Genomic DNA, 24,828 nt, shown 5'->3' on the forward strand with positions numbered 1-24,828 from the left:
GGTTGGGCAGAAAAGCGCCCTATAGCTTACGCCGTGGTCGGCACGGCGAGCCGAATCTTTACCGCGATCTGCTCCATCAGCCGAAATACCCCTTTTTCACACCCCTTATCCAGCGATAGACGCAGGCGCTTCTTCGCAATAATGGCTTCACTGAAAGCGGACACGTCGAAACATCCGGCGACGCCCGCCTCGCAAAGATCGCAGTCATTCCTCATCGGGGGCAAGTTTGAACATCCGTAAATTCATTGGCGCGAACAGCCGCGACGCACTGCGACAGGTTCGGGAAGCGCTTGGCCCCGATGCAATCGTGCTGTCGAACCGTACGCTGGACGATGGTTCCGTAGAGATCGCCGGTTGCGCGGATAGCGATATCGCGTCGATCTCGCCGAAAGCGCAAGAGCTGGCCGCGCCCGCGACGTTCGCGAGCGCCACGCCGCGCGCCGCGCTGGCGCAGGCAGCAGCCGCTGCGGCAAAGCACGCCGCACCGAATCCGTATGCGAGCGGCGATGTGTTCTCGTCCGTGTTCGGCGCGAAGCCGGACGCCGATGCCGACGCAGCCGACGAAGCACTCGCCGACGAAGCATCCCGCACGATGGCCGATTCGAATCCGTGGCTGATCGAGCATGCGCGACGCATCGCCGAGCAGGCCGCGACGCCGTCGAATCGTCCGCTGACGGCATCGTCGGCAATCGCACGCGGCATGGGCGTGCCGGTGGCGCCGAAAGCACAAGCCGCCGACAAGCCGGAGACGGCGAACTACCCGCCGCGCCAGGCCGCGCAACCGAAGGTCGACACGCCCGAGTGGGCGCGCGAAGCCGCGCAAGTCGCCGCACGCCGCGCCGCGCAGAAGATCAACGCAAGCGCGCCGCAAGCGGAAGCATCGCCGGCATCGGCTGAAGGTGCGTTCGAAGGCTTGCCCGCGAATGCGGCGGCTGTCGTCACCGAGGCGATTCGTGCGCGCATGGAGCAGGTCGTCAACGATACGGTGATGAACGAGCTGTCGTCGATGCGCTCGATGATGGAAGAACAGTTCTCCGGCCTGCTGTGGGGCGATCGCCAGCGCCGCATGCCGAGCAACGCCGCGCTGACCAAGCACCTGTTCGCCGCGGGCTTCTCCGCGCAACTCGTGCGCATGGTCATCGACAACATGCCGGAAATGGAAAACGCCGAGCACGCGCTCGAATGGGTGCAGCAGGTGCTCGAATCGAACCTGCCGGTGATGGCGAGCGAAGACGCGCTGATGGAACGCGGCGGCGTGTTCGCGCTGATGGGCCCGACGGGCGTCGGCAAGACGACGACCACCGCGAAGCTCGCCGCGCGCTGCGTGATGCGCTTCGGCGCAAGCAAGGTCGCGCTGCTGACGACGGACAGCTACCGGATCGGCGCGCACGAGCAGTTGCGCATCTTCGGCAAGATTCTCGGGGTCTCGGTGCACGCGGTGAAGGACGCGGCCGATCTGCAACTCGCGCTTTCGGAGTTGCGCAACAAGCACATCGTGCTGATCGACACGATCGGCATGAGCCAGCGCGATCGCACGGTGTCCGATCAGATTTCGATGCTGTGCGGCGCGGGTCATCCGGTGCAGCGCCTGTTGCTGCTGAACGCGACGAGCCACGGCGACACGCTCAACGAAGTCGTGCAGGCCTACAAGAGCGCGGCCGATCAGCCGCCGCTCGCGGGCTGCATCCTGACCAAGCTCGATGAAGCGACGAACCTCGGCGGCGTGCTCGATACGGTCATCCGCTACAAGCTGCCGGTGCATTACGTATCGACCGGACAGAAGGTGCCGGAAAACCTGTACGTGGCGACCAAGCGTTTCCTGATCAAGAGCGCGTTCTGCATTCCGCGCGACGGTTCGCCGTTCGTGCCGCAGGACGAGGAAGTGCCGGCGCTGTTGTCCGCATTGTCCGCGCGTGCCGCGGCTGAACTCCATGAGGTTCGCTTTGGATAAGCTCGTCCTCGACCAGGCTGAAGGCCTGAGACGGCTCCTGACGCGTGCAGGCTCGCGCGTGGTGGCGGTCGCGGGCGGACCGGCGGGCATCGGTTGCACGTCGGCGGTGGTGAATCTCGGCGCGGCGCTGGCCGTGCATGGCAAGGACGTGCTCGTCATCGACGAGCGGCAGAACGGAACATCGGTGAGCCGCATGGCGGGGCTTTCCGGATCGCAGGCGATGAGTGCGGTGATGTCCGGCCGCCACGCGTTGCAGGACGTCGTCACGCGCACGCCGCTCGGCTTTTCGCTGATCGCCGCGCCCCGCGAGGAGCGCGTGAGTCACGACGCCGCGCAGTGCCGCGCGCTGCTCGACGGACCGGCGGACATCGTGCTGATCGATACGCAACTGGATCGGCATGGCGCGCTGTCGTCGCTCGCGGCGCAGGCGCATGACTTCCTGATCGTCACGCGGGCGGCTGCGCCGGCGATCACCGAGGCGTATGCGTGCATGAAGCGTCTGCACTACGTGCATGCAATCGGCCAGTTCCGCGTGCTGATCAATCACGTGCAGAACCCGGCCGATGCGGCGGTCGCGTTCGACAACCTGTCGGGTGTGGCGAGCCGGTATCTGGCGGTGGCGCTCGTGCAGGCGGGGTATGTGTCCGAGGATGCGCGCATTACTCGGGCGAGGGAGCTGTCGCGTTCGGTGGTGGAGGCGTTTCCCGCTACGGCTGCGGCGCGCGACTATCGCCAGATTGCGGCGGAGCTTCTGCACTGGCCGATGCGTTCCACGCCGGCTGGGCGTGATGCTGAAGTTGAAAACGAAATGCAGTTTTTGGATGGCGAGTCTGACAAGGGCGGGCGGGAAGTGGCGCGAAGAGCGTCGATGTTTCCCGGCCATGCATTGAGCAGCACGGCGTCGATGTGATCAAGACAAAGGTGACCCAGATGTACAACGCCCAAGGCAAACTCTCGCAGTCCGACGTGTTGACGCGCTACGCGCCGCTGGTTCGCCGGCTGGGGCTGCAGCTCGTCGCCAAGATGCCGGCGAGCGTCGACCTCGACGATCTGATTCAGGCCGGCATGATCGGCCTGATGGATGCGGCGAGCCGTTACAAGGAAGATCAGGGTGCGCAGTTCGAGACGTATGCGAGCCAGCGCATTCGCGGCGCGATGCTCGATGAACTGCGCGCGAACGACTGGCTGCCGCGCAGCATGCGCAAGACGTCGCGCGAAGTGGAATCGGCGGTGCACAAGGTCGAGCAGAGCCTCGGCCGTTCGGCGAGCGAGACGGAGATCGCCGAGCATATGAAGCTGCCGCTCGACGAGTATCAGTCGATGCTGCAGGACTTGCACGGCAGCCAGTTGATCTATTACGAAGACTTCGACCGCTCGGCGGACGACGAACCGTTCCTGGATCGACATTGTGTGGATCGGTCGGACCCGCTGTCGGCGTTGCTCGATGACAGCCTGCGTGGCGCGTTGATCGAGGCTATCGATCGGCTGCCGGAGCGGGAGAAGCTGCTGATGAGCTTGTATTACGAGCGCGGGTTGAACCTGCGGGAGATCGGCGCGGTGATGGAAGTCAGCGAGTCGCGGGTTTGCCAGTTGCATAGCCAGGCGGTGGCGCGGCTGCGGGCGAAGTTGCGGGAGCAGGAGTGGACGGGGGTGGAGGCTTGAGGGGGCTGAATTGCGGGGACGGTGCAATGTCGCTTCGTTCCTGCGGCCCCGCGCACCGTTAGAGATGCCAACTTTTGGCGCTGGTTGGCTGACGCTTGGTCGTCGATGACGTGGTGCTTGGCGCGATTGGCTACGGAGGATGGCGCGGGGACTCGTCGTCTTCTGGGATGAGCCTAATATCTCGGTGGTCCGTAGCGGAACGCACGTCAGCAACGCATATCGCGGAATGAGTTCTTGCCGCGTGGGCTTGGCTGATCCGCGAGGAGTGAGCCTCAAGCTTTCATGGGCGATGACTGCGGTAGCGGCTGAGTATCGAAAGCCGCGCTATTGCTCGCGAGATTGACCCAGACCCGGCTCAACGCGACAGATGATTCACGCAGCGGACTGCTCTCGACGCCGCGATTGTCGAAGCTCAGGTAGCGTGAAGTTAGTCCGGGCGACTGTCGATTACGGTAGCGGTAAGCAAGTTGCAAAAAGCGCCCGGGGAATGCGATGCACTTCCCGCCGCCAAGATGCCGTAGTCGGCAGTCGGGAGCGACCCTTGTTTCTTTCGTTTGATGCCGTCTGGATTCTGGCCGCCTTTTGGCGACATTTGGCCAAGCAACGGCAAATAGGCGCATCCGCGTTCAGTTTCACCCCGACCGTTTGAGCGTAGAAGCGAGCGGTAGCACGAAGCCTTGATTCAGGAAGCGCGCTTGAAACGATCGACCTGTGCTTCAGCGATGATGATGGTGCGCCCGGCTGGGATCGAACCAGCAACCCCTGCCTTCGGAGGGCAGTACTCTATCCATTGAGCTACGGGCGCATCGGCGGGAGCCTTGCTTGCGGGGTGCCGAAAGGCGACAGCAAGACTCATGCGAATCCGAGAGGATACCTGTTTTCCGGACATCCGTCCACGGCGAGCGGTTCAACGCAAAATCCAGCGCCACCGAACTGCGGGTAAACGCCCGTCACCCGCCTCGCCGCCCCGCCGCCTTCCGTTAAACGTTCCGTCTATAATCGACCGTGCCTTTGACGACGCAAGGGCGAAGCGGTAGCCGTCACGCTGTCTGAACCGACTCAATCAAAAAACGGGAGACGAGACAAGCATGAGCGAAGCACCCCACGGAGCTCCGATCAGGACACCCGGCCAACTCATCGCGGCGATCATCGCGGGGTTCGGCATCCCGGTCGCCATCATCATCCTGCTCGCCGTTTACGTCGATACCTCGACGCGCACCGGCGCCGGCACCAACATCGACGCTTCGGTGCAAGAGCGCGTCGCGCCCGCCGCGAAAGTCGATATCCGCGACGCCAACGCCCCCCGCGTCTACAAAACCGGCGAAGAAGTGTTCAAAGCCGTCTGCTCCGCATGTCACGCGACAGGCACAGCCGGCGCACCCAAAGTCGGCGATGCCGGCGCATGGGCCCCGCGCATCAGCGAAGGCTACGACACGCTGCTGCACAACGCGCTCAACGGCAAAGGCGCGATGCCTCCGCGCGGCGGCGCCAGCCCCGACGATTACAGTGACTTCGAAATTGCGCGCGCCGTCGACTACATGGCGAACAACGCTGGCGCGAAGTTCGCCGAACCGGCGCAACCTGCATCGGGGGCGGCGGCGGGTGCATCGGCTGCGGCGTCTGCTCCGTCCGGCGCATCGGGCGCGACCGACAACGCACAGGCCGCAGCCGCACTAGCGGCGCTCGCATCGGTGCCGCAAACCGCATCCGCGCCGGCTGCGGGTGCACAAAGCGCGGATGCCGCTCAGGCGGGCAAGGCGCTCTACGAACAGGTCTGTCAGGCGTGTCACGCGGCAGGCGTGCTGAACGCGCCCAAGTTCGGCGACAAAGCCGCCTGGGCGCCGCGCCTCAAGGAGCCGATGGAAACGGTCTACAACTACGCGCTCCACGGCAAAGGCGCGATGCCGCCGAAGGGCGGATCGAACGCACCGGACGCAGATGTGAAAGCGGCCGTCGATTACATGGTGAACGCGTCGAAGTAACGTCGCGGCCAGCAGTATCGTGCGAGCCGGTTGCTGTCGTCCGGCGTCGCAACGAAAAAGCCCTGCGCACGCATCAAGCGTCGCAGGGCTTCTTATCGAGTGCAGAAAGTCATTAGCTCTTCTGCAACATCGCCTTCAGCATCGCCATCCGGTCTTTCGGCGACAACGGCGCTTCTTCCGCCGTCGGCGGCGGCGCATCGTCGAGCAGCATTTCCGGAATGAAGCGCGATGGCTCGCACACCACCGTCTCCCGCGCGCGCTTGCGCTTCTTGCACCAGTTCAGATGCAGGCTGCGCTGCGCCCGCGTAATCGCCACGTACATCAGCCGGCGCTCTTCCTCGATGCGCGCATCGTCGACCGGACTGTCGTCGTCCGCGTTTCCGCGATGCGGCATGATGCCTTCCTCGACGCCCACCAGAAACACGTGCGGATACTCCAGCCCCTTCGACGCATGCACCGTCGAAAGCCGCACCGCGTCCGGGTCTTCGTCCTTGCCTTCGAGCATAGACATCAGCGCAACGGTCTGGATCAGCCCGAGCAGATTCTTGCCCTCGTCGGCGAGGCCATCGGCGGTGTCGTAGCCGGTCTGCTCGCTTTCCGGCGATGCCTCCGGCTTCGTGCCCTTGCGCTTCAGCCATTCGCAGAATTCGAGCACGTTCTGCCACTTCGATTGCGCCTGCCGCTCGTCGAAGGCATCGTAGAGATAGGCTTCGTAGTGGATGGCTTCCATCATGTCGTCGAGCACTTCGGTCGCCGGATCGCGCGCGGCGCGGTCCGAGAGCCGGCGTATCCATTCGCAGAAGGTGCGCAGCGGTTCGACTTGCCGCGCCGACAGCCGCGCCTCGATGCCGCCCATGAACACCGCCTCGAACAGCGACACCTTCGCTGCGCCCGCGAACGCACCGAGCGCTTCGAGCGTCGTGTTGCCGACGCCGCGCCGGGGTGTCGTGATGGCGCGGATGAAAGCGGGATCGTCGTCCGGATTCGCGATCAGCCGCAAGTACGCGATGATGTCCTTGATCTCCGCGCGATCGAAGAACGACTGCCCGCCCGACAGCACATACGGGATGCGCTCGCGCCGGAGCACCTGTTCGAAGATGCGCGCCTGAAAATTTCCGCGATACAGTATGGCGTAGTCGCGGAACGCCGCGCGCCGCTCGAACTTGTGCGCCGAGAGCCGGAACACGACGGATTCGGCCTCGTGCTGTTCGTCGTTGCAGCCGGTGACGGTGATCGTGTCGCCCATGCCGTGCTCGGACCACAGCTTCTTCTCGAAGAGCTTCGGATTGTTGGCGATGACGTTGTTCGCCGCAGTCAGAATGCGCACCGTCGAGCGATAGTTCTGCTCCAGCTTGACGATGTGCAGCTTCGGAAAGTCCGTGCTCAACTGCGCGAGGTTCTCGAGCGTGGCGCCGCGCCAGCCGTAGATAGCCTGATCGTCGTCGCCGACGGCGGTGAACGCCGCGCGCGGCCCGGCGAGCTGTTTCAGCAATTCGTACTGGCAGGCGTTGGTGTCCTGATATTCGTCGATCAGCAGATAGCGCAAGCGGTTCTGCCACTTGTCGCGCACCTGCTCGTTCTCCGCGAAAAGTTGCGCGGGGCGCAGGATAAGATCGTCGAAATCGAGCGCCTGATACGCGTGCAGCGTCGCGGCATAGCTGCGATACACGATCGCCGCCTGATGCTCGTCCTCGTTGTTCGCGAGCACGGCTGCCTGATCGGGAGAGACCATCGCGTTCTTCCACAGCGAGATGATCGACTGCACCTTGCGGATGAGCCCTTTGTCCGTGGTGCCGAGCTGTTCCTGGACCATGCCGAAGCAGTCGTCGGAATCCATGATCGAGAACTGCGGCTTCAGCCCGACGTGCTCCGCTTCCTGCCGCATGATCTGCACGCCGAGCGAGTGGAACGTGCAGATGGTCAACTGATTGACCGGCACCTTGCGGCCTTCCTTGCCGGGCGTCGTCAGCGTCTTGCCTTCGAGGAGCTTGGCGGTCCGCTCGCGCATTTCGAGCGCGGCCTTGTTCGTGAAGGTCAGCGCGGCGATGTGCTTCGGCTCGAAGCCACGGCCTTCGATCAGATGCGCGATCTTCTGCGTGATCACGCGCGTCTTGCCGCTGCCGGCGCCGGCGAGCACGAGACAGGGACCATCGAGATAGCGCACCGCTTCGCTTTGTGCGGCGTTGAGACCTGCGGACATCGTTCTGGACTTTGGAGAGTGAGGCGAGCGGCAACCGGTAAAAAACACCGCCGCTAATGGACTGCGAGCATTTGCCTGGCGGCACACTGTTCATGCGCGCGGCAAATTCGAGAGCGCGATGTTAACACGATAAAACGCGGCGGGTTTTGGCCCTCGTTCGCTTTCCGGTTGCCGCCGTTTGGCCGCGTGCCACAATATCTGTTCGATACGAACAGGATGATGCCCACAATGAGTTCAGCACTAAAAGTCGGCCTGATGGGCTATGGCCTCGCCGGCGCGACGTTCCACGCTCCCGTCATCGAGCATTGCGGCCGCGCGAGCGTGACGGCCATCGCGACGAGCCAGGCGGAGCGCGCGCAGGCCGATTATCCCGACGCGCAGATCGTCGCCGACTTCGATGCGCTCGTCGCCATCGACGACATCGCGTGCATCGTCATCGCCACGCCCAACGATACGCACTTCGACCTCGCGCGCCGCGCGCTGTCGGCGGGCAAGCACGTGGTCGTCGACAAGCCGGTGACGCTCAGCGCAGCGGATGCCCGCGCGCTCGCCGATCTTGCCGCCGAGCGCGGCTTGCTGTTCGCGCCGTTTCACAACCGTCGTTGGGACGGCGACTTCATGACGGCGCGCGCGCTGATAGAGAGCGGGCGGCTCGGGCGCATTACGCATTACGAATCCCATTTCGATCGATTCCGTCCCAAAGTGCCGCAACGCTGGCGCGAGGAAGCGGCGCGCGGCGGCGGCTTGCTGTTCGATCTGGGGCCGCATCTGATCGATCAGGCGCTCGCGCTTTTCGGCGCGCCGCAGACGGTGACGGCTTTCGTGAAGGCGCATCGCGATCACGCGCACGCGCCGGATTACGTGCATCTCGTGCTCGGCTACGCGGACAAGGAAGTGGTTTTGCATGCGAGCGCGCTCGCTGCGCTGGAGCCGCCGCGTTTCACGATCCACGGCACGCGCGGCAGCTATGTGAAGACCGGCCTCGACGTGCAGGAAGATCAGTTGCGCTCCGGACTGCACCCCGGCGATGCGGGCTTCGGCAAGAATCCGCCGGGATTGCTGCGCGAAGTGGATGGCGACCACGATCTGCGCCACGAATTCGCCACGCGCGATGGCGCGTATGTGGAGTTCTATCGTGCGCTGGCGGCGTCGGTGCTGGATGGCAAGCCGTTCCCGGTCACGCCGCAGGATGCGGTGGACACGATGACGGTTATCGAGCTTGCGCTGCAGAGCGAGCGGGAAGGGAGAAGGGTCGAGTTTACGCGGGGGTGAGGGGAGGGCGATTCCTGACACGGCACCGCCCCGAACCTAAAGAATCGTGCGGAATCACACCGCCCGATCGCACACAATCGCCCGTCTCCGAATCCGTTTGACAACCCCATTTCCGTCGCGTAAATTCTGCCGCACGCGTCGGGAGAGCGCGTGGCCGTCGTCGTGCAAACGCACCGCGAGCGCCGCGCCGCCGAAGGGGCACACCCGCAAACTCTCAGGCAAAAGGACCGGCCGCGTCGGAGGATCGAATCCTCCGTACTCTGGAGAGCGGCAACGGCTTCGTCGAACGAAAAGCCAGTTGCCCACCGAAGGGGCGCGCGAGGGACCATCGGCACACGTCGAAGTCCGCGCAATCTCTCAGGTACCGAGGACAGAGGGGTCACGCATCGCAACTGCATCGTGGTTGCGCTTCGCATGCCGCATCGGGCGGCGAGCGAAGCCGCATTTCACCGGCAAACCGCGCTGCGTGGCCTTTCTTGTTTCGCGAACCGAGGCCCCGATGACTGCACTCCAACACACGCCCCTGCATGCCGCTCACCTCGCGCTCAACGCGCGCATGGTCGATTTCGGCGGCTGGGACATGCCCGTCAACTACGGTTCGCAGATCGACGAACACCGCGCCGTGCGCACCGACGCCGGCATGTTCGACGTCTCTCACATGCGCGTCGTCGATTTCCAGGGCGACGCCGTCCGCGATTTCTTCCGCTACGCGATCGCCAATAACGTCGACAAGCTGACGACGCCCGGCCGTGCGCTCTACTCGTGTCTGCTCAAGACCGACGGCGGCGTGATCGACGATCTCATCGTCTACTACTTCTCCGAAACGAACTTCCGCGTGGTCGTCAACGCGAGCACGGCGGACAAGGACATCGCGTGGTTCGGTCAGCTGAACGCCGAAGGCGGCTTCAACCTGTCGATTACGCCGCGCGGCGATCTCGGCATCATCGCCGTGCAAGGCCCGAACGCGCGCGAGAAAGTCTGGCAAGTGCTGCCGGACACGCGCGCCGCGACCCAGGACATCAAGCCGTTCAACGCGGTCACGTTTCCCTCCACCAACTACGGCGAACTGATGCTCGCGCGCACTGGCTATACCGGTGAGGACGGCTTCGAAATCGTCGTTCCCGCGACGCACGTCGAAGCGCTCTGGAACGCGCTGGTCGCAGCGGGCGTGAAGCCGGCCGGACTTGGCGCGCGCGACACGCTGCGGCTCGAAGCCGGCATGAACCTCTACGGCCAGGACATGGACGAAACCGTGTCGCCGCTCGACGCGGGCCTCGCCTGGACCGTCGATCTGAAAACGCCGCGTGACTTCGTCGGCCGCGCGGCGCTCGAGGCGAACGGCGCGAAGGCGAGTTTCGTCGGCCTCGTGCTCATCAAGGAGAACGGCCGTGCAGGCGGCGTGCTGCGCGCGCATCAAAAAGTCGTGACGCCGCACGGCGACGGCGAAATCACGAGCGGCACGTTCTCGCCGTCGATGCAGGAGTCGATTGCGTTCGCTCGCGTGCCGACGGCCGTCGCGCCCGGCGATACGGTGCAGGTTGTCATCCGCGACAAGCAAGTCCCTGCGCGCGTGGTAAAACTTCCGTTCGTGCGCAGCGGCAAGGTTCTCTTCGAACCCCAGTAAGCCGGACGCGCGCGTTTCTCCAGTCAAAACTTCACGAACGAACGAACCACGCAAGGAGCATCCAATGAGCATCCCGGCCGATCTGAAATACACCGAATCGCACGAATGGGTCCGCACGGAATCCGACGGCACGCTGACCGTCGGCATCACCGATCACGCGCAGGAAGCGCTCGGCGACATCGTGTTCGTCGAACTGCCGGCGGCGGGCAAGTCGGTGGCGGCGGGCGACGCCATCGCGGTCATCGAATCGGTGAAAGCGGCCTCCGATATCTACGCGCCGGTCTCGGGCGAAGTGGTCGCGGCCAACGACGCGCTGACGGCATCGCCCGATCAGGTGAACGGCGCGCCGTACGAAAGCTGGCTGTTCAAGATCAAGCCCGCGAGCGACGCGGGTCTCGACAAGCTGCTCGACGCCGAAGGCTACGGCAAGTCGATCGGCGAATAAACCTCTATCAGACGAGAGCGGTTTCACGAAAGAGGCCGCTTTCGCAGGAATTCAAATGAAGCTCGAACACCCGGATCGCCCGATGAACCGCACCTCTTTGTCACTCGCCGCGCTCGAATGCCACGATGCATTCGCTAGCCGGCACATCGGCCCCGACGACGCCGACCAGCGCGCGATGCTCGACGCGCTCGGCTTCGCGTCGCGCGCGGCCTTCATCGACGCGGTGATTCCCGAAACGATCCGCCGCAAGGAGACGCTGCCGCTCGGCGCGTTCACGCAGCCGAAGAGCGAAGCGGAAGCGCTCGCGTCGCTGCGCAAGCTCGCGGACGAGAATCTGGTGTTTCGAACCTTCATCGGCCAGGGTTACTACGGCACGCACACGCCGGCCGTGATCCTGCGCAACGTCCTCGAAAATCCGGCGTGGTACACCGCGTACACGCCGTATCAGCCCGAGATTTCGCAAGGCCGTCTGGAGGCGCTGCTCAATTTCCAGCAGATGGTGATGGACCTGACGGGCCTCGCGATGGCGAACGCATCGCTGCTGGATGAAGCCACCGCCGCCGCCGAAGCGATGACGCTGCTGCAACGCATCGGCAAGCCGAAGTCGAACGTGTTCTATGTCGCCGACGACGTGCTGCTGCAGACCATCGAAGTCGTGAAGACGCGCGCGAAGCCGGCGGGCATCGACGTTCGGGTCGGCCCCGCGGCCGACGCCGCGAGCGCCAACGCATTCGGCGTGCTGCTGCAATATCCCGGCTCGAACGGCGACGTGCGCGACTACCGCGCGCTGGCCGAAGCAATTCACGCGGCGGGCGGGCATGTCGTCGCGTCGGCGGATTTGCTTGCACTGACGCTCATCACGCCGCCGGGCGAGTGGGGCGCGGACGTAGCGATCGGCAATACGCAGCGTTTCGGCGTGCCGGTCGGCTTCGGCGGTCCGCACGCGGCGTACATGGCCGTGCGCGACGAGTTCAAGCGCCAGATGCCGGGGCGTCTCGTCGGCGTGACCGTCGACGCGCAAGGCAATTCCGCGCTGCGTCTCGCGCTGCAAACGCGCGAACAGCACATTCGCCGCGAGAAGGCGACGTCGAACGTCTGCACGGCGCAGGCGCTGCTCGCGATCATGGCGAGCATGTACGCGGTCTATCACGGCCCGCAAGGACTCAAGGCGATCGCGCTGCGGGTGAACCGCGTCGCGTCGATATTCGCGGCGGGCGTTGCGAAGCTCGGCTATGCGATCGCCAACGAAACGTTCTTCGATACGGTCACCATCGACAGCGGCGCGAACACCATCGCGCTGCATCAGGCCGCCCACGCCGCGCATATCAACCTGCGCCAAGTGAGCGCCACGCAAGTGGGGGTATCGCTCGATGAAACCACCACGCGCGACGACCTGCTGAAGCTCTTCGCATTGTTCGCGGAAGTCGCGGGCAAGACCGAAACGTTCGACATCGACGCGCTCGACGCGGCGCTGAAGGAGTCGCTTCCCGCCGAACTGAAGCGCACGAGCGATTACCTCACGCATCCGGTCTTCAACCGCCACCACTCCGAACACGAAATGCTGCGCTATTTGCGCAGCCTCGCCGACAAGGACCTCGCGCTCGACCGCACGATGATTCCGCTCGGCTCCTGCACGATGAAGCTCAACGCGACGTCCGAGATGCTGCCGGTGACGTGGCCCGAGTTCGCGCAGATTCATCCGTTCGCGCCCGCCGAACAGACGCTCGGTTATCGCACGATGATCGATCAGCTCGAGCAGATGCTCGTTGCGTGCACGGGTTACGCGGCGGTGTCGCTGCAACCGAACGCGGGATCGCAGGGCGAGTACGCGGGCCTGCTCATCATTCATGCGTATCACGAGTCGCGCGGCGAAGGGCATCGCAACGTGTGCCTGATTCCGGCTTCCGCGCACGGCACGAATCCGGCATCGGCGCAGATGGCGGGCATGCAGGTCGTCGTCGTCGCGTGCGATGCTAACGGCAACGTCGATATCGAAGACCTCAAGGCGAAGGCCGAGAAGCATTCGGCGAATCTCGCGGCGATCATGATCACATATCCGTCGACGCACGGCGTGTTCGAGCGCAACGTGCGCGAGATCTGCGACATCGTGCATCAGCACGGCGGCCAGGTGTATGTCGACGGCGCGAACATGAACGCGATGGTCGGCCTCTGCGCGCCGGGCCAGTTCGGCGGCGATGTCTCGCATCTGAACTTGCACAAGACGTTCTGCATTCCGCACGGCGGCGGCGGACCGGGCGTCGGTCCGGTCGCGGTCGGGGCGCATCTCGCCAAGTTCCTGCCGAATCAGACCTCCACGGGTTACAAGCGCGACGAAGCGGGCATCGGGGCGGTATCGTCGGCGCCGTATGGCTCGGCCGCCATTCTGCCGATCTCGTGGATGTACATCGCGATGATGGGCGCAACGGGCCTCACCGCCGCCACCGAGAGCGCGATCCTCGCGGCGAACTATGTCGCGAAGCGCCTCGCGCCGCATTATCCGGTGCTGTATAGCGGCCCCGGCGGGCTGGTCGCGCACGAGTGCATTCTCGATGTGCGGCCGATCAAGGAAGTGAGCGGCATCTCCGTGGAAGACGTGGCGAAGCGCCTGATCGACTATGGCTTCCACGCGCCGACGATGAGCTTCCCCGTCCCCGGCACGCTGATGGTCGAGCCGACGGAATCGGAGTCGAAGGAAGAGCTGGACCGCTTCATCGACGCGATGATCGCCATTCGCGAAGAGATTCGCGCGGTCGAGGAAGGCCGCGCCGATCGCGAAGACAACGTGCTGAAGAACGCGCCGCACACGGCCGCGGTCGTCACCGCCGACGAGTGGAATCATGCGTACACGCGTGAACAGGCTGCGTATCCGGTGAAGTCGCTCGTGACGCGCAAGTACTGGTCGCCGGTCGGCCGCGCGGACAACGCGTATGGCGATCGCAACCTGATGTGCTCGTGCGTGCCGATTTCGGAGTACGCGGACGCGTGAGCGTGAAAGCCGCGAGCCGCCCGCAAGCGTAAAGCATTGTCGGGTGAACTTGCGGCGCGTTCGGGAACGGCTAACATCTCACCCCTGACCAAAGCAATCAGGGAGTGCATATGGCGCTGAAGGTGCGAAGGGTGAACGAGGCAAGCCGTTTCCGGACGACGCACGCAACGCTGGCGGCGCTGAGCGTGCTCTCCGCGCTGATGATCGCGCCAGGCGCACACGCGGCGATGAACTTCTGCGCCGCGCCCGCCATGCAGACGAGCGAGCGCACGCACGCCGATCCGGGCGTGAAGGCGCTCGTGAAAGCGGTGCAATCTCACGTCGACGATCAGCCGAAGCCGCGCGCCACCCTGCACACCGAAGGCACGCTGCCGCACGAAGGCATTCACGATGAAAGCGTCGAGGCTGCCGGCGATCTCGGCCTCATGCGCGATGCGGCGCTTGCGTGGCGCGCCACGGGCAACGAACGGTATCTGCGTCTGGTCGATCGCTTCCTCTTCGCGTGGACGACGACTTACCAGCCGAGCTTCAATCCGATCGACGAGACCAACTTCGAATCGCTGATTCTCGCGTACGACCTGACGGCGAGCGCGCTGCCGGTCAAGACGCGCAACGCGGCGAATGCGTTTATCGCGAAGATGGTGACGGGCTATATCACCGATATCGACAAGCAGCCGCGTCCGCTCACCGGGACGTATCGGAACAACTGGCAGAGTCATCGCGTGAAGCTGGTGGCGATGGGCGCATTCACCATCGACGATCGCAAGATGATCAACGAGGCGCAGCGGCTTTTTGTCGAGCATATCGGCGACAACATCGCGCCGGATGGATCGACGGTCGATTTCTCCGAACGCGATGCGCTGCACTACGTCACCTACGATTTACAGCCGCTCGTGACGGCGGCGCTTGCGGCGCGGCGTCACAACCGCAACTGGCTGCCGGAACGCGCGGCGACCGGCGCGACGCTCGCCGATGCGCTCAACTGGCTCACGCCGTATGCGATCGGCACCCGAACGCACGAGGAATTCGTGCGCTCCACCGTACCTTTCGATGCGAAGCGTCGCGAGGCCGGCTTGCCGGGTTCATCGGGGCAGTGGGACCCGAAGAACGCGGCGGAACTCTTTCATCTGGCGGCGCGTCTCGACGGCCGCTATGCGCCGGTGGCATTGCGGCTCGCGCCCACGCCTCCCGCGTGGCTCGCGGTCTGTTTGCCGCTGCCGGCGCGCTAATTTCTTTCGCAGGGGCAGTCATGGCAGTCAGCGTTTTCGATCTCTTCAAAATCGGCATCGGACCTTCGAGCTCACACACCGTCGGACCGATGCGCGCCGCGCTGATGTTCGCGCAAGGGCTGGAACGCGACGGGCTGCTCGGCGCGGTGGCATCGGTGAAATGCGAGTTGTACGGATCGCTCGGCGCGACGGGCAAGGGCCACGGCACGGATCGCGGCGTGATGCTCGGCCTGATGGGCGACGCCCCCGATACCGTCGATGCCAGCACCATCGTGCCGCGTCTCGAAGCGGTCCGCGCGTCGAAGACGCTTGCGTTGCTCGGCACGCACGACATTCCGTTCTCGTTGAAGGAGAACATCGCGTTCTATCGGCAGGCGTTGCCCGAGCATCCGAACGGCATGAAGCTGCATGCATTCGATGCGAGCGGCCAGCCCTTGCGCGATGCGACGTATCTGTCGGTGGGCGGCGGCTTCGTGGTGACGGCGGGCGCGGCGAACACGGCGGTGCTGACGGCGCACGAGCAGTTGCCGTATCCGTTTCATACCGGCGACGAGCTGATGAAGATGTGCGCGGAATCCGGCAAGTCGATAGCGCAACTGATGTGGGAGAACGAGCGCATCTGGCGCAGCGAGGACGAGATTCGCGCGGGCTTGCTGCGCATCTGGGACGTGATGCAGGATTGCGTCGCGCGTGGGTGCGGTATCGGCAATCCGGAAGCGGATGGCAATTTGCCGGGACCGTTTCAGGTGAAGCGCCGCGCGCCGCAGTTGTATCGCGCGCTGGCGGGCAAGCCGGAGCAGGCGTTGCGCGATCCGCTATCGATGATCGACTGGATCAACCTGTACGCGATCGCCGTGAACGAGGAGAACGCGGTGGGCGGACGCGTCGTCACCGCGCCGACGAACGGTGCGGCGGGGATCATTCCGGCGGTGCTGCATTACTACGATCGCTTCGTGCCGGGCTCGAACGAGCAGGGCGTGATCGACTTTTTGCTGACGGCGGCGGCCATTGGCATTCTGTACAAGATGAACGCGTCCATCTCCGGCGCGGAAGTGGGATGCCAGGGCGAAGTGGGCGTCGCATGCTCGATGGCGGCGGGCGCGCTCGCGGCGGTGCTCGGCGGCACGCCGGCGCAAGTGGAGAACGCGGCGGAAATCGGCATGGAGCACAACCTCGGGCTGACCTGCGATCCGGTCGGCGGCATGGTGCAGATTCCGTGCATCGAACGCAACGCGATGGGATCGGTGAAGGCCGTGAACGCGGCGCGCATGGCGATGCGCGGGGATGGGTCTCACTATGTTTCGCTGGATTCGGTCATCAAGACGATGCGTGAAACCGGCGCGGACATGAAGACGAAGTATAAAGAGACGTCGCGGGGTGGGTTGGCGGTGAATATTGTGGAGTGTTGAGGGAGGCGGCTGCTTCGAGAAGCGGCTTCGGAGACGAAGTGGAACATTCGGTCAACGGAGTGTTGTCTGGCGAAGGATGCATATAGCATCGATCTCGAAATCGTATCCGCCGACCGCACTGCCTGCTCACATCGCTGCGGTTGCCCTAAGCCGAATCGAGAGAACCGCAATTGCATCCGAAGGATCTCGCCGCTCACAAATGCTCGCGCAAGCTGTTGGCTAACGCGCCTCGCTTCAGAAAGCTAGTACGGAATTCGCTGCCCAAGCCGTTCAACAGACTCGGCAGGCAGGGAAGCCAGACCACCGACTTGCTGGCGGTGTCGGATGACCACCGGGTTCTCTTCATGTGGCACGATGGCCCGGAGCGCACAGATCGCTCGTTCTATGGGTACCTGTTAAGCGTCGCTTCAAACGGCGACATGTTCCCGCTCTTCGAGTTTCACTATCATCCGACCCACAAAGGCTTGCACTGCAAAATGCCGTGCGAGACGAGCGCGAACTACCGGAACCGCTTGCTGCCGGGCGCGCCCGAGCTTAACCTGAAGCCTGCTCGCGATTTCGATCCAGCGTCCGAGCAGGACCGCGTGACCTTGATCAAGGTCTTCTGCAAAGCAGTCGGTATCGAGACGATGTTCGAAGACGATCGCCAGGCCAAGCTATGGAATTGACTCAAACGCTCAAGCGTTGCATTTGCTCCCTCTTTGAGGTCCACGCCGATACCAACGGCGTGCAACGGATCGTTACGCCGCTCGAATACCCCGGAACGGGCGACCGCGTGGTGGTGCGCGTTCGTCCAGCAGACGACGGTTATCTGATCGATGAGAACGGAGAAGCTTGCCTCAATGCAAGCATGGCGGGCGGTGATGTCGAATCGGCGGCGGTTGGACGATGGTCTCATGAACTCGCGGAACTGAGTCCTGCGAGCCTCGGCGGTGACGAGGTGATTCGGGCATCGACTAACGATGAGCGGTTGATCGCGCCCTATGTCTTTCGCGTCGCCGAAGCTGCACAGCAGTTGTACGCTGTCGCAACTTCACAAGCCGACCGCCAGTCCAGCAGCGATTTCAAGGATCAGTTGACGAGCGTGCTCGTCAGCATCGCACACGAGCTTCAGGTTCCGCTCCGCTCGGATGTCGAACTTCCCATTGCGGGGGGCTGGGTTGCGGATCACGTCATCGACATAGGAAAGCCGATGATCATCATCGGTGCGTCGAACCCGGCGCGCCTGCTCGAAGCCGAGATGATCTTCATGCAGTACAAGGTGCAGAAAATGACGGGCTACGTGCTCGCCATCGCGGAGAGCCAGAAGGCTGTCACCAAGAAGCAGTTCGAACGCGCCAGCTATTACACGGACAAGACAGTCGCTTTCGACGCCGCCAACCTCAAAGACATGATCGGCGCGTCGCTGCACTAGGGCGCGGTCGTCACCCCCCAATCAGATTAACCACCTTCACATTCCGCGTATCCGGCACTTCCGCATAGGAAATCACCTTCAGCTGCGGCAGACTCCGGCGCAGGAAGCGCGCAAGCATCGCTCGCAACGAATGCTGCACCAGCAGCACCGGCGGCAGACCCAGATTCTGCTGGCGCATCATCGCGTTCTGCGTCGATGTCATCAGCGTTTGCGCAAGTCCCGGCTCCAGGCCCGGATTCGGCCCCGTCGATAGCGCCTGCGACAACACCCGCTCCAGCGTCGGATCGAGGCCCATCACCTGCAAATCGTTGCTGCCCGGATACCACTGCTGCGTGATCGCACGGCCCAGCGCGAGACGCACCGCCGCCGTCAGTTCGTACGGGTCCGAAATGCGTGGCGCATGCTCCTGCAACGCATCCAGAATCGTGCGCATGTCGCGAATCGGCACGCTCTCGTCGAGCAGGTTCTGCAACACCTTCTGCAGCGTCGTGAGCGACAGCGTCTTCGGCACGAGGTCGTCGGTGAGCGAAGGCGTGTCCTTGCCGATGCGTTCCAGCAGCGCCTGCACTTCCTGTCGCCCGAGCAGTTCCGCCGAGTGCGTTACGACAAGGTGATTCAGATGCGTCGCGACCACCGTGCTCGCATCGACGACCGTATAGCCGAACACCTGCGCCTGCTCGCGCATCGCCGTGTCGATCCACACCGCCGGCAGGCCGAACGCCGGATCGGTGGTTTGCGTGCCCGGCAGCGTCGCCGATACCTGGCCCGGATTGATCGCCAGCCATTGACCCGGAAACGCCTCGCCGACGCCCACTTCCACGCCCTTCAGCGCAATGCGATACCCATTCGGACGCAACTCGAGGTTGTCGCGAATATGAATGACGGGCGGCAAGAAGCCGATTTCCTGCGCAAACTTCTTGCGGATGCCCTTGATGCGCTTGAGCAGTTCGCCGTCCGCGTTGCGATCGACGAGCGGAATCAGCCGATAACCCACTTCCAGGCCCAGCGGATCGATGAGCGCGACATCCTCCCAGCTCGCCTCCGCGCCTTCAGCGGACGCGGCTGCGGCGGCGGCGATCGGCGTGACATCGGTGATGACGCCGGATTTCTTCTTCGCTTCCGCGCGCTTGTTCATCGAACGGGCGGCATAGACGAGGCCGCCGCCGAGCAGCAGAAACGCGAAGTGCGGCATGCCCGGAATCAGGCCCATGATGCCGATGATCACGCCGGTGATCATCAGCACGCGCGGGTTCTGGAACAACTGTCCGGTCAGCTGCGTGCCAATGTCCTCTTCCGTCGCGACGCGCGACACGATCACGCCCGCCGCCGTCGAAATGATGAGCGACGGAATCTGCGCGACGAGGCCGTCGCCGATGGTCAGCAGCGTGTAGTTCGTCGCCGCGTGCGCGAAGTCCATGTCGTGCTGAAGCATGCCGACGATCAGCCCGCCGACGATGTTGATCACCATGATCAGCAAGCCCGCGATCGCGTCGCCGCGCACGAACTTCGACGCACCGTCCATCGAACCGTAGAACTCGGACTCCTGCGCCACCGCCGTGCGGCGCTTCTTCGCGACTTCCTCGTTGATGAGGCCGGCGTTCAGGTCGGCGTCGATGGCCATCTGCTTGCCGGGCATCGCGTCCAGCGCAAAGCGCGCGCCGACTTCCGCGATACGTCCGGCGCCCTTCGTGATGACCATGAAGTTGATGATCATCAGGATCACGAACACGACGATACCGACCGCGAAGTTCCCGCCGACGAGGAAGTGCCCGAACGATTCGATCACCTGACCCGCCGCGTCCGGGCCGGTGTGGCCCTCCAGCAGCACGATACGCGTCGACGCGACGTTGAGCGACAGGCGCAGCAGCGTCGAGAACAGCAGCACGCTCGGGAACGCCGCGAAGTCGAGCGGCTTCTGCGTGTACATGCTGACGAGCAGCACCATCACCGACAGCGCGATGTTGAAGGTGAACAGCAGATCCAGCAAAAACGCCGGCAACGGCAGAATCATCATGCCGAGGATCATGCAGATCAGGATCGGGCCGGCCAGCGCCCGAAGGTTCTGCGTGCCGAGCGCGTCGGGGCGTTTCGCGAAAAATCCAGCGCGCGCGTTCATGCTGCGGCTCCTTGTGATGAGTTGTCGCCGGAAAGCGCTTCAGCGGCTTCCTGATCGGCGTCGGCGTCGGATACGCCGCCTTTGTCCAGTTCCTTCGGCACGTCGAGATCGGTAGGACGGTCCGGCTTCGTGCCGCCGTCTTCCTTGTAGCGCTTGAGCTGATACACCCACGCCAGCACTTGCGCGACCGCGCCGTACAGCGCGCCCGGAATCTCGCGGTTGATCTCGACGTTGTGATACAGCGCCCGCGCAAGCGGCGGCGCTTCGAGCAGCGGCACGTTATGCTCGCGGCCCAGTTCGCGGATGCGCGCCGCGACGAGATTCACGCCCTTCGCGACCACCTTCGGCGCGCGCATCTCGCCGTCGGCATACTTGAGCGCGACCGCGAAGTGCGTCGGGTTCGTGACAATGACATCGGCGGTCGGGATCGCCTGCATCATCCGGCGACGCGCAGCCGCACGCTGCTGCTGGCGAATCTTGCCCTTGATGTGCGGATCGCCTTCGTTCTCCTTGTGCTCGCGCTTCACTTCTTCCTTGCTCATGCGCAGCTTCTTCGCATGCGACCACATCTGATACGGCACATCGACGACCGCGACGAGAAACAGCCCGCCGATCGCCATGCCGCAGCACACGAGGATCAGATGCATCACATCGGCGAGCGCGAGGCCGAGCGGCTTCGTGAGGAGGCCCAGCACTTCAGCCTTGCGGGTCCACATCGCCGAACCCGCCATGCCGCCGACGACGAGCGTCTTCAGAATCGACATGCCGAGCTGAATCGGACCCTGCGACGAGAACATCTTGCCGAGCCCGCTGATCGGGTTGAGGCGTCCGAAGTTCGGCGCGAGCGGCTTTGTCGTGATGAGCCAGCCGCCGAGGGCCATCGGCGCGGCGAGCGCGGCAACCGCCGTCAGCGCGAGCACCGGCAGCACGGCGAGCATGCCTTCCTTGCTGGCGTTGGCCGCGCCGATCATCATCTGGCGCGTGTCGAGCACGGTCTCGTGATTGAACGTGAACGCGCCGCGCAGAATCGACTGCAAGTGTCCGCTGATCGGGCCCGACAGGCCCCATACGCCGAAAAAGCCCGCCGCGAGCAACGCAAACGATGCGAGTTCCCGCGAGCGCGCAACCTGGCCTTCCTCCCGCGCCTTTTCCAGGCGCTTGGGAGTGGCTGATTCGGTTTTTTCGAGATCGCTTTCTTCCGCCACCGCTTGCTCCGCTTCGTGCTCGCTTTCTGTGATGGAAGCGATTATTGCGGAAGGCGTCGAGCGGCCATCGGCGGATTAGGCCGCGGAAAACCGGGTTAATCGATGGATAAGAGGCGGGGCAAGAGAAACGGCGCATGACCGCTGAAGTCATGCGCCGCGAAGAAAAGACAGAACGGCCGATTACGCGCCAGGCACGCGCCCGTCGGGACCGTAAAACCCGCTTCTCGACGGCGCGACCTGCAACGCCGCGAGCGCCTTGCGGTTGTATTCCATGCGGGTGCGGATCAGCACGCCGTTGTTGTTGTTGCCCTGCTTCGCACGGCGGGCGGCGGCGCACAGCAGCGCCCATTGTTCGGCGAGCGGCGCATCGCCCTCGGCGGCGGCTTCCATGCCGATGAATCCGCCCGGCAGGCCGAGCGCGCCGAGCTGCGTGTCCCGCTGCTTCTCGAGTACGCCGATGCGTTCCGTGAGCGCGGTCTTTTGCTCGATGATCTCCGGCAGCGCGCCGAGCGGCTGCGCGGCGATCAGCGCTTTTTCCTCGTGGGCGAGGAGGGATTCGAACGCCTGAACGGCGGCGACTTCTTCGATGACAGTGGCAAGCAGGGCGTCTCTCATTGCAGCTCGCTAAAACGCGGGTTCGTCAAAGCCGCCCGGCGCCGTCCACGTCGTGCTCCGAGCGAGCCCGGGCCGTTGCGCTTCAGCCGCCGGTCGGCGGGGTTCTCGTTTGCAGCAGGTCGCGGGCGGTGCTCAAAATGCCGTCGGCGATCTTGCTGGTGTCGATCTTCAGGCTGCCGTCGCGGATCGCGGCCTTGATCGATTCGACTTTCGCCGTATCGATGTCCGAGCCGTTCGACGCGCGCAAGTCCGACGACAACGTCGACAGACTCACCGGCGATGCCGTGTCCGCTTTCACGCCGTTCGCCGGCGCGGTGGTTGCGGCAGTCTTCGCATCGCTCTGCGATGCGCGTTGTGAGCCTTCTTGCAGGCTCGCCAGAGTGGTGTTGCTTTTCGATTCGATTTTCACGATGTCCATTCCCGAACGTGTTGAGTCCTTTATCGGCGGTGGGTCTCGGAAACTTTACCCTGCCTCTGTGGCGCAGCACACGTTCGGCGGCATCATCGCCCGGAAAGCCTTATGGGGCGGGGCTTCTGCCTAAATGCAACAAAATGAAACATTCGGTAATCAATTCTTCGGGCGGTGATGGCCGGGTCGGGAATGGTCGGCCGCCGCCTGTCACATGCGGATCTCCACCGTCTGGGCATCCTTGACGACGCCGGTCACGATCTGGCCGCCGGCGGTTTTCACGCGAACCTGCTGGCCGGGGGCGGCGTTGCTCATGGCGCTGCCTTCGGCGGAAATCGAGAAGCCGGAGCCGGCGGTGACGACGCGAACCGTCTGCCCGATCGCCACCGCGCTTGCGGCGCGCAGCATGTCGGTGCGCAGCGGCAGTCCCGCCGGCACGCGCGACAGCGTCACCGCGCCGACCGCCTGCGACGGATCGGTGACGACGGCTTGCGGCATTGCGGTCAGATCGCCGTCGCGGGCGACGAGGTCGGCGTTGCCGAGCACTTCTCCCGGCGCAACGGCGCGGGCGGCGACGTAGTAAGTCGCGTTGATCGACACCCGCGCCTGGACATACAGCGTCCACGGCCGCTCGCCGACGCAGCGCACGCCGACCGTTACGCGGCCCCAGAGGCGCGCGCCCGTCGGCATGAACGGATCGAGCGCCGTGCAGGCGGCGAGGCCGCGCGGAAAGACGGGCGTCACCGTGATGTCGATTTTGCCGGGCAAGCCAGCGGCTTGCTGCTGAAGGAACGCGAGCGCCGCGGCGCGGATGGTTTCGCCGTCCTGCATCGCCGCGGGAGCGGTGGAGGCCGAGGAGGCGGCGGGCGACGGCGTGAAGCTCGCCCGCTTGAGGGCAGGAGCATCGGTGACGGACGGCGTGTAGTTCGCGCGCTTGACCGGCGATGCCACGCCCGCCGCGATCGGCCGTGCGCCGGCCGCGGGCGACGCGGCGGCGTCATCGCGCGTGACGACGACCGGAACGACATCGCGCGGCGCCGATGCAGGCGCGGCAGCCGGCTTGACCGCAGCGGCAGCAGGCGCCGGCTTCGCAACGCCCGCGCCGGGAATGACGATCAGTCCGCTGGCATCGTCCATTGCGTCGTCGGCAGCGTCGGCGCGGGCGTCGAGCGCGAGCGCGGCGTGACGCATGGCGGCATCGGCGGCTTTGGTCGCGGCGCGGTAGCCGGGCGCAGGCGCGAGATAAGGCGCTGGCGCAGCCGTGGAAACATTAGAAACAGCGGGAGCGCTGGAGACAGGGGAGACAGAAGAAACAGCGGCAGGCTTCGCGGCAGGAAGGCTCTTCGCCATCTCCGCGACCGCCGACGGATTCGTCTCCGCGTTGCCGGGAATCGCGATGAAGCCGTCGCTCTGCTGCGCAACCGCGCCCGCGACGACGCCCACGAGCAGCGACGCGCCGGTCACGCATCGCAACGCGCGGCGCGCAAAAGACGCTGCGCGCGGTGCGGCTGCTTTCGACGGATGCCCGGCGGACCTGCTCATCACTCTCTCCCTTGCTCGCCGCGCCAGGCGCAGACACGTTGTTCGGCTGGATTCGTGAGCGCGAAATTCATCCGCCTCTCACCACGACCCAGATTCTAGATAGCCCGCGTCACGCTCAAGCCTCGAATAGAGGCCGCGTTTCCCGGTTATTCATCGGATCAGTCATTGCGCGCCGCTCCTAAGATGCGTGTCATGCAAAAAGGCCCGCGCGGTGTGGCGGGCGTGTGCGACACCACGAACTTGGGGGACCCGGGGAATGCTAGACAAGCTCGATAAGGAATTCGCGTTCGGCCGCGAAGCGCTCGATGTGCGCGCTTACCGGCAGGAACTGCTGTCGTCGAATATCGCGAACGCCGACACGCCCGGCTACAAGTCGCGCGACGTGGACTTCTCGACCGCGCTCGCCGGCGCGCTCAAGCAGGGCCGCGGCGCAGCGGGAGCGTCGAACGCATCGACGCTGAAGATGGCGCAGCCGGTATCCGTCAGCAGCGGCGCGTCGATGGCCGTGACCGCGAAGGGACACCTGTCCGGCACATCGACGCTCACCGCATCGGGCGGTCCGAGCGACGACTATGGCCGCCTCGCGTATCGCGTGCCGAGCCAGCCATCGCTCGACGGCAACACCGTCGATCTCGACGCCGAGCGCGTGCAGTTCGCGGACAACGCGCTGCACTTCGAAGCCGGCATGACGGTGCTCAGCTCGCAGATCAAGTCGATGCTGTCCGCGATCACGTCCAACAGTTAAGCGCAGTTAAGAAAGGTCAAGG

The 24,828-nt window shown here is 64.5% G+C and carries 20 protein-coding genes, 1 tRNA gene and 2 riboswitches; of the genes, 13 read left to right on the forward strand and 8 right to left on the reverse strand.

The features are described from left to right. Window positions 1-26: 26 nt before the first annotated feature. A complete protein-coding gene (locus tag BG57_RS32960) occupies window positions 27-164 on the reverse strand; it encodes a hypothetical protein (protein ID WP_160174716.1) in 138 nt (45 codons plus the stop codon). A gap of 62 nt (window positions 165-226) precedes the next feature. On the opposite strand from BG57_RS32960, the gene flhF reads away from it, so the two are divergent. The 3 genes from flhF to BG57_RS08320 are packed head-to-tail and all read left to right on the forward strand — an operon-like array spanning window position 227 to window position 3,613. Further along, window positions 227-1,951, forward strand: a complete 1,725-nt coding sequence (gene flhF / locus BG57_RS08310; RefSeq protein WP_035962165.1) for a flagellar biosynthesis GTPase FlhF — start codon at window positions 227-229, stop codon at window positions 1,949-1,951. After that, window positions 1,944-2,861, forward strand: coding sequence for a MinD/ParA family ATP-binding protein (locus BG57_RS08315; protein WP_035962167.1), 918 nt, complete (start codon window positions 1,944-1,946; stop codon window positions 2,859-2,861). Before flhF ends, BG57_RS08315 begins: the two co-directional genes overlap by 8 nt. Before the next feature lie 20 nt (window positions 2,862-2,881). Further along, window positions 2,882-3,613, forward strand: a complete 732-nt coding sequence (locus BG57_RS08320; protein WP_035962420.1) for an RNA polymerase sigma factor FliA — start codon at window positions 2,882-2,884, stop codon at window positions 3,611-3,613. 729 nt (window positions 3,614-4,342) lie between these two features. On the opposite strand, the gene BG57_RS08325 is transcribed toward BG57_RS08320, so the two are convergent. Next, window positions 4,343-4,418: transfer RNA gene (locus tag BG57_RS08325), tRNA-Arg, on the reverse strand. A 283-nt stretch (window positions 4,419-4,701) separates the two neighbouring features. Here BG57_RS08325 and BG57_RS08330 point away from each other — a divergent pair. Next, entirely contained in the window at window positions 4,702-5,595 is an 894-nt protein-coding gene (locus BG57_RS08330; RefSeq protein ID WP_035962169.1) for a c-type cytochrome, read from the forward strand. 112 nt (window positions 5,596-5,707) lie between these two features. Here BG57_RS08330 and BG57_RS08335 read toward each other — a convergent pair whose 3' ends face one another. After that, a complete protein-coding gene (locus BG57_RS08335; RefSeq protein ID WP_035962171.1) occupies window positions 5,708-7,795 on the reverse strand; it encodes a UvrD-helicase domain-containing protein in 2,088 nt (695 codons plus the stop codon). Window positions 7,796-8,023: 228 nt separating this feature from the next. Between BG57_RS08335 and BG57_RS08340 the strand changes: the two genes are divergently transcribed. The 8 genes from BG57_RS08340 (at window position 8,024) to BG57_RS08375 (ending at window position 18,174) form a co-directional block, all read left to right on the forward strand. Then, window positions 8,024-9,067 carry an oxidoreductase gene (locus tag BG57_RS08340; RefSeq protein WP_035962173.1) on the forward strand — a complete coding sequence of 348 codons (1,044 nt, stop codon included), beginning with the start codon at window positions 8,024-8,026 and terminating at the stop codon, window positions 9,065-9,067. 137 nt (window positions 9,068-9,204) lie between these two features. Further along, window positions 9,205-9,299: riboswitch (glycine riboswitch) on the forward strand. 18 nt (window positions 9,300-9,317) lie between these two features. Beyond that, window positions 9,318-9,451: riboswitch (glycine riboswitch) on the forward strand. 115 nt (window positions 9,452-9,566) lie between these two features. Beyond that, window positions 9,567-10,691, forward strand: a complete 1,125-nt coding sequence (gene gcvT / locus BG57_RS08345; protein ID WP_035962174.1) for a glycine cleavage system aminomethyltransferase GcvT — start codon at window positions 9,567-9,569, stop codon at window positions 10,689-10,691. A gap of 64 nt (window positions 10,692-10,755) precedes the next feature. Continuing rightward, window positions 10,756-11,136 (forward strand): glycine cleavage system protein GcvH, encoded by a 381-nt coding sequence (gene gcvH, locus BG57_RS08350; RefSeq protein WP_035962176.1) that lies wholly within the window; start codon window positions 10,756-10,758, stop codon window positions 11,134-11,136. Window positions 11,137-11,191: 55 nt separating this feature from the next. Continuing rightward, window positions 11,192-14,122: an aminomethyl-transferring glycine dehydrogenase gene (gcvP, locus tag BG57_RS08355; protein ID WP_035962178.1), complete on the forward strand. Its 2,931-nt coding sequence runs from the start codon at window positions 11,192-11,194 to the stop codon at window positions 14,120-14,122. Between the two features lie 110 nt (window positions 14,123-14,232). Next, window positions 14,233-15,351 carry an alginate lyase family protein gene (locus BG57_RS08360; protein ID WP_035962180.1) on the forward strand — a complete coding sequence of 373 codons (1,119 nt, stop codon included), beginning with the start codon at window positions 14,233-14,235 and terminating at the stop codon, window positions 15,349-15,351. A 20-nt stretch (window positions 15,352-15,371) separates the two neighbouring features. Further along, window positions 15,372-16,760, forward strand: coding sequence for an L-serine ammonia-lyase (locus BG57_RS08365; RefSeq protein ID WP_035962182.1), 1,389 nt, complete (start codon window positions 15,372-15,374; stop codon window positions 16,758-16,760). Between the two features lie 170 nt (window positions 16,761-16,930). After that, window positions 16,931-17,428 carry a hypothetical protein gene (locus BG57_RS08370; protein ID WP_052005670.1) on the forward strand — a complete coding sequence of 166 codons (498 nt, stop codon included), beginning with the start codon at window positions 16,931-16,933 and terminating at the stop codon, window positions 17,426-17,428. Beyond that, complete coding sequence (locus tag BG57_RS08375; protein ID WP_035962184.1) at window positions 17,419-18,174, forward strand: hypothetical protein; 756 nt, start codon at window positions 17,419-17,421, stop codon at window positions 18,172-18,174. Before BG57_RS08370 ends, BG57_RS08375 begins: the two co-directional genes overlap by 10 nt. A gap of 10 nt (window positions 18,175-18,184) precedes the next feature. Here BG57_RS08375 and flhA read toward each other — a convergent pair whose 3' ends face one another. From flhA to flgA, 5 genes are all read right to left on the reverse strand, one after another. Next, window positions 18,185-20,290 carry a flagellar biosynthesis protein FlhA gene (flhA, locus tag BG57_RS08380; RefSeq protein ID WP_035962186.1) on the reverse strand — a complete coding sequence of 702 codons (2,106 nt, stop codon included), beginning with the start codon at window positions 20,288-20,290 and terminating at the stop codon, window positions 18,185-18,187. Then, window positions 20,287-21,495, reverse strand: coding sequence for a flagellar biosynthesis protein FlhB (gene flhB, locus BG57_RS08385; RefSeq protein WP_035962188.1), 1,209 nt, complete (start codon window positions 21,493-21,495; stop codon window positions 20,287-20,289). The genes flhA and flhB overlap by 4 nt, the downstream gene beginning before the upstream one ends. Window positions 21,496-21,675: 180 nt before the next feature. After that, on the reverse strand, window positions 21,676-22,110 hold the full coding sequence (locus BG57_RS08390) for a flagella synthesis protein FlgN (RefSeq protein ID WP_035962189.1): 435 nt from the start codon (window positions 22,108-22,110) through the stop codon (window positions 21,676-21,678). Between the two features lie 82 nt (window positions 22,111-22,192). Further along, window positions 22,193-22,519: a flagellar biosynthesis anti-sigma factor FlgM gene (gene flgM, locus BG57_RS08395; protein WP_035962422.1), complete on the reverse strand. Its 327-nt coding sequence runs from the start codon at window positions 22,517-22,519 to the stop codon at window positions 22,193-22,195. Between the two features lie 210 nt (window positions 22,520-22,729). Then, on the reverse strand, window positions 22,730-24,061 hold the full coding sequence (flgA, locus tag BG57_RS08400) for a flagellar basal body P-ring formation chaperone FlgA (protein ID WP_035962192.1): 1,332 nt from the start codon (window positions 24,059-24,061) through the stop codon (window positions 22,730-22,732). A 256-nt stretch (window positions 24,062-24,317) separates the two neighbouring features. Here flgA and flgB point away from each other — a divergent pair, with 256 nt between their 5' ends. Continuing rightward, window positions 24,318-24,806 carry a flagellar basal body rod protein FlgB gene (flgB, locus tag BG57_RS08405; protein ID WP_035962194.1) on the forward strand — a complete coding sequence of 163 codons (489 nt, stop codon included), beginning with the start codon at window positions 24,318-24,320 and terminating at the stop codon, window positions 24,804-24,806. Window positions 24,807-24,828 lie beyond the last annotated feature (22 nt).

The sequence above is a fragment of the Caballeronia grimmiae genome (assembly GCF_000698555.1).
Lineage (GTDB): Bacteria > Pseudomonadota > Gammaproteobacteria > Burkholderiales > Burkholderiaceae > Caballeronia > Caballeronia grimmiae.

Excerpts from the sequence above, each read along its gene's own strand:
- BG57_RS08340 (WP_035962173.1), top strand. The coding sequence starts at position 8,024 with ATGAGTTCAGCACTAAAAGTCGGCCTGATGGGCTATGGCCTCGCCGGC.
- gcvP (WP_035962178.1), top strand. The coding sequence starts at position 11,192 with ATGAAGCTCGAACACCCGGATCGCCCGATGAACCGCACCTCTTTGTCA.
- BG57_RS08335 (WP_035962171.1), bottom strand. The coding sequence starts at position 7,795 with ATGTCCGCAGGTCTCAACGCCGCACAAAGCGAAGCGGTGCGCTATCTC.
- BG57_RS08330 (WP_035962169.1), top strand. The coding sequence starts at position 4,702 with ATGAGCGAAGCACCCCACGGAGCTCCGATCAGGACACCCGGCCAACTC.
- flgB (WP_035962194.1), top strand. The coding sequence starts at position 24,318 with ATGCTAGACAAGCTCGATAAGGAATTCGCGTTCGGCCGCGAAGCGCTC.
- gcvT (WP_035962174.1), top strand. The coding sequence starts at position 9,567 with ATGACTGCACTCCAACACACGCCCCTGCATGCCGCTCACCTCGCGCTC.
- BG57_RS08375 (WP_035962184.1), top strand. The coding sequence starts at position 17,419 with ATGGAATTGACTCAAACGCTCAAGCGTTGCATTTGCTCCCTCTTTGAG.
- BG57_RS08365 (WP_035962182.1), top strand. The coding sequence starts at position 15,372 with ATGGCAGTCAGCGTTTTCGATCTCTTCAAAATCGGCATCGGACCTTCG.
- gcvH (WP_035962176.1), top strand. The coding sequence starts at position 10,756 with ATGAGCATCCCGGCCGATCTGAAATACACCGAATCGCACGAATGGGTC.
- BG57_RS08390 (WP_035962189.1), bottom strand. The coding sequence starts at position 22,110 with ATGAGAGACGCCCTGCTTGCCACTGTCATCGAAGAAGTCGCCGCCGTT.
- flgA (WP_035962192.1), bottom strand. The coding sequence starts at position 24,061 with ATGAGCAGGTCCGCCGGGCATCCGTCGAAAGCAGCCGCACCGCGCGCA.
- BG57_RS08360 (WP_035962180.1), top strand. The coding sequence starts at position 14,233 with ATGGCGCTGAAGGTGCGAAGGGTGAACGAGGCAAGCCGTTTCCGGACG.
- BG57_RS08320 (WP_035962420.1), top strand. The coding sequence starts at position 2,882 with ATGTACAACGCCCAAGGCAAACTCTCGCAGTCCGACGTGTTGACGCGC.
- flhA (WP_035962186.1), bottom strand. The coding sequence starts at position 20,290 with ATGAACGCGCGCGCTGGATTTTTCGCGAAACGCCCCGACGCGCTCGGC.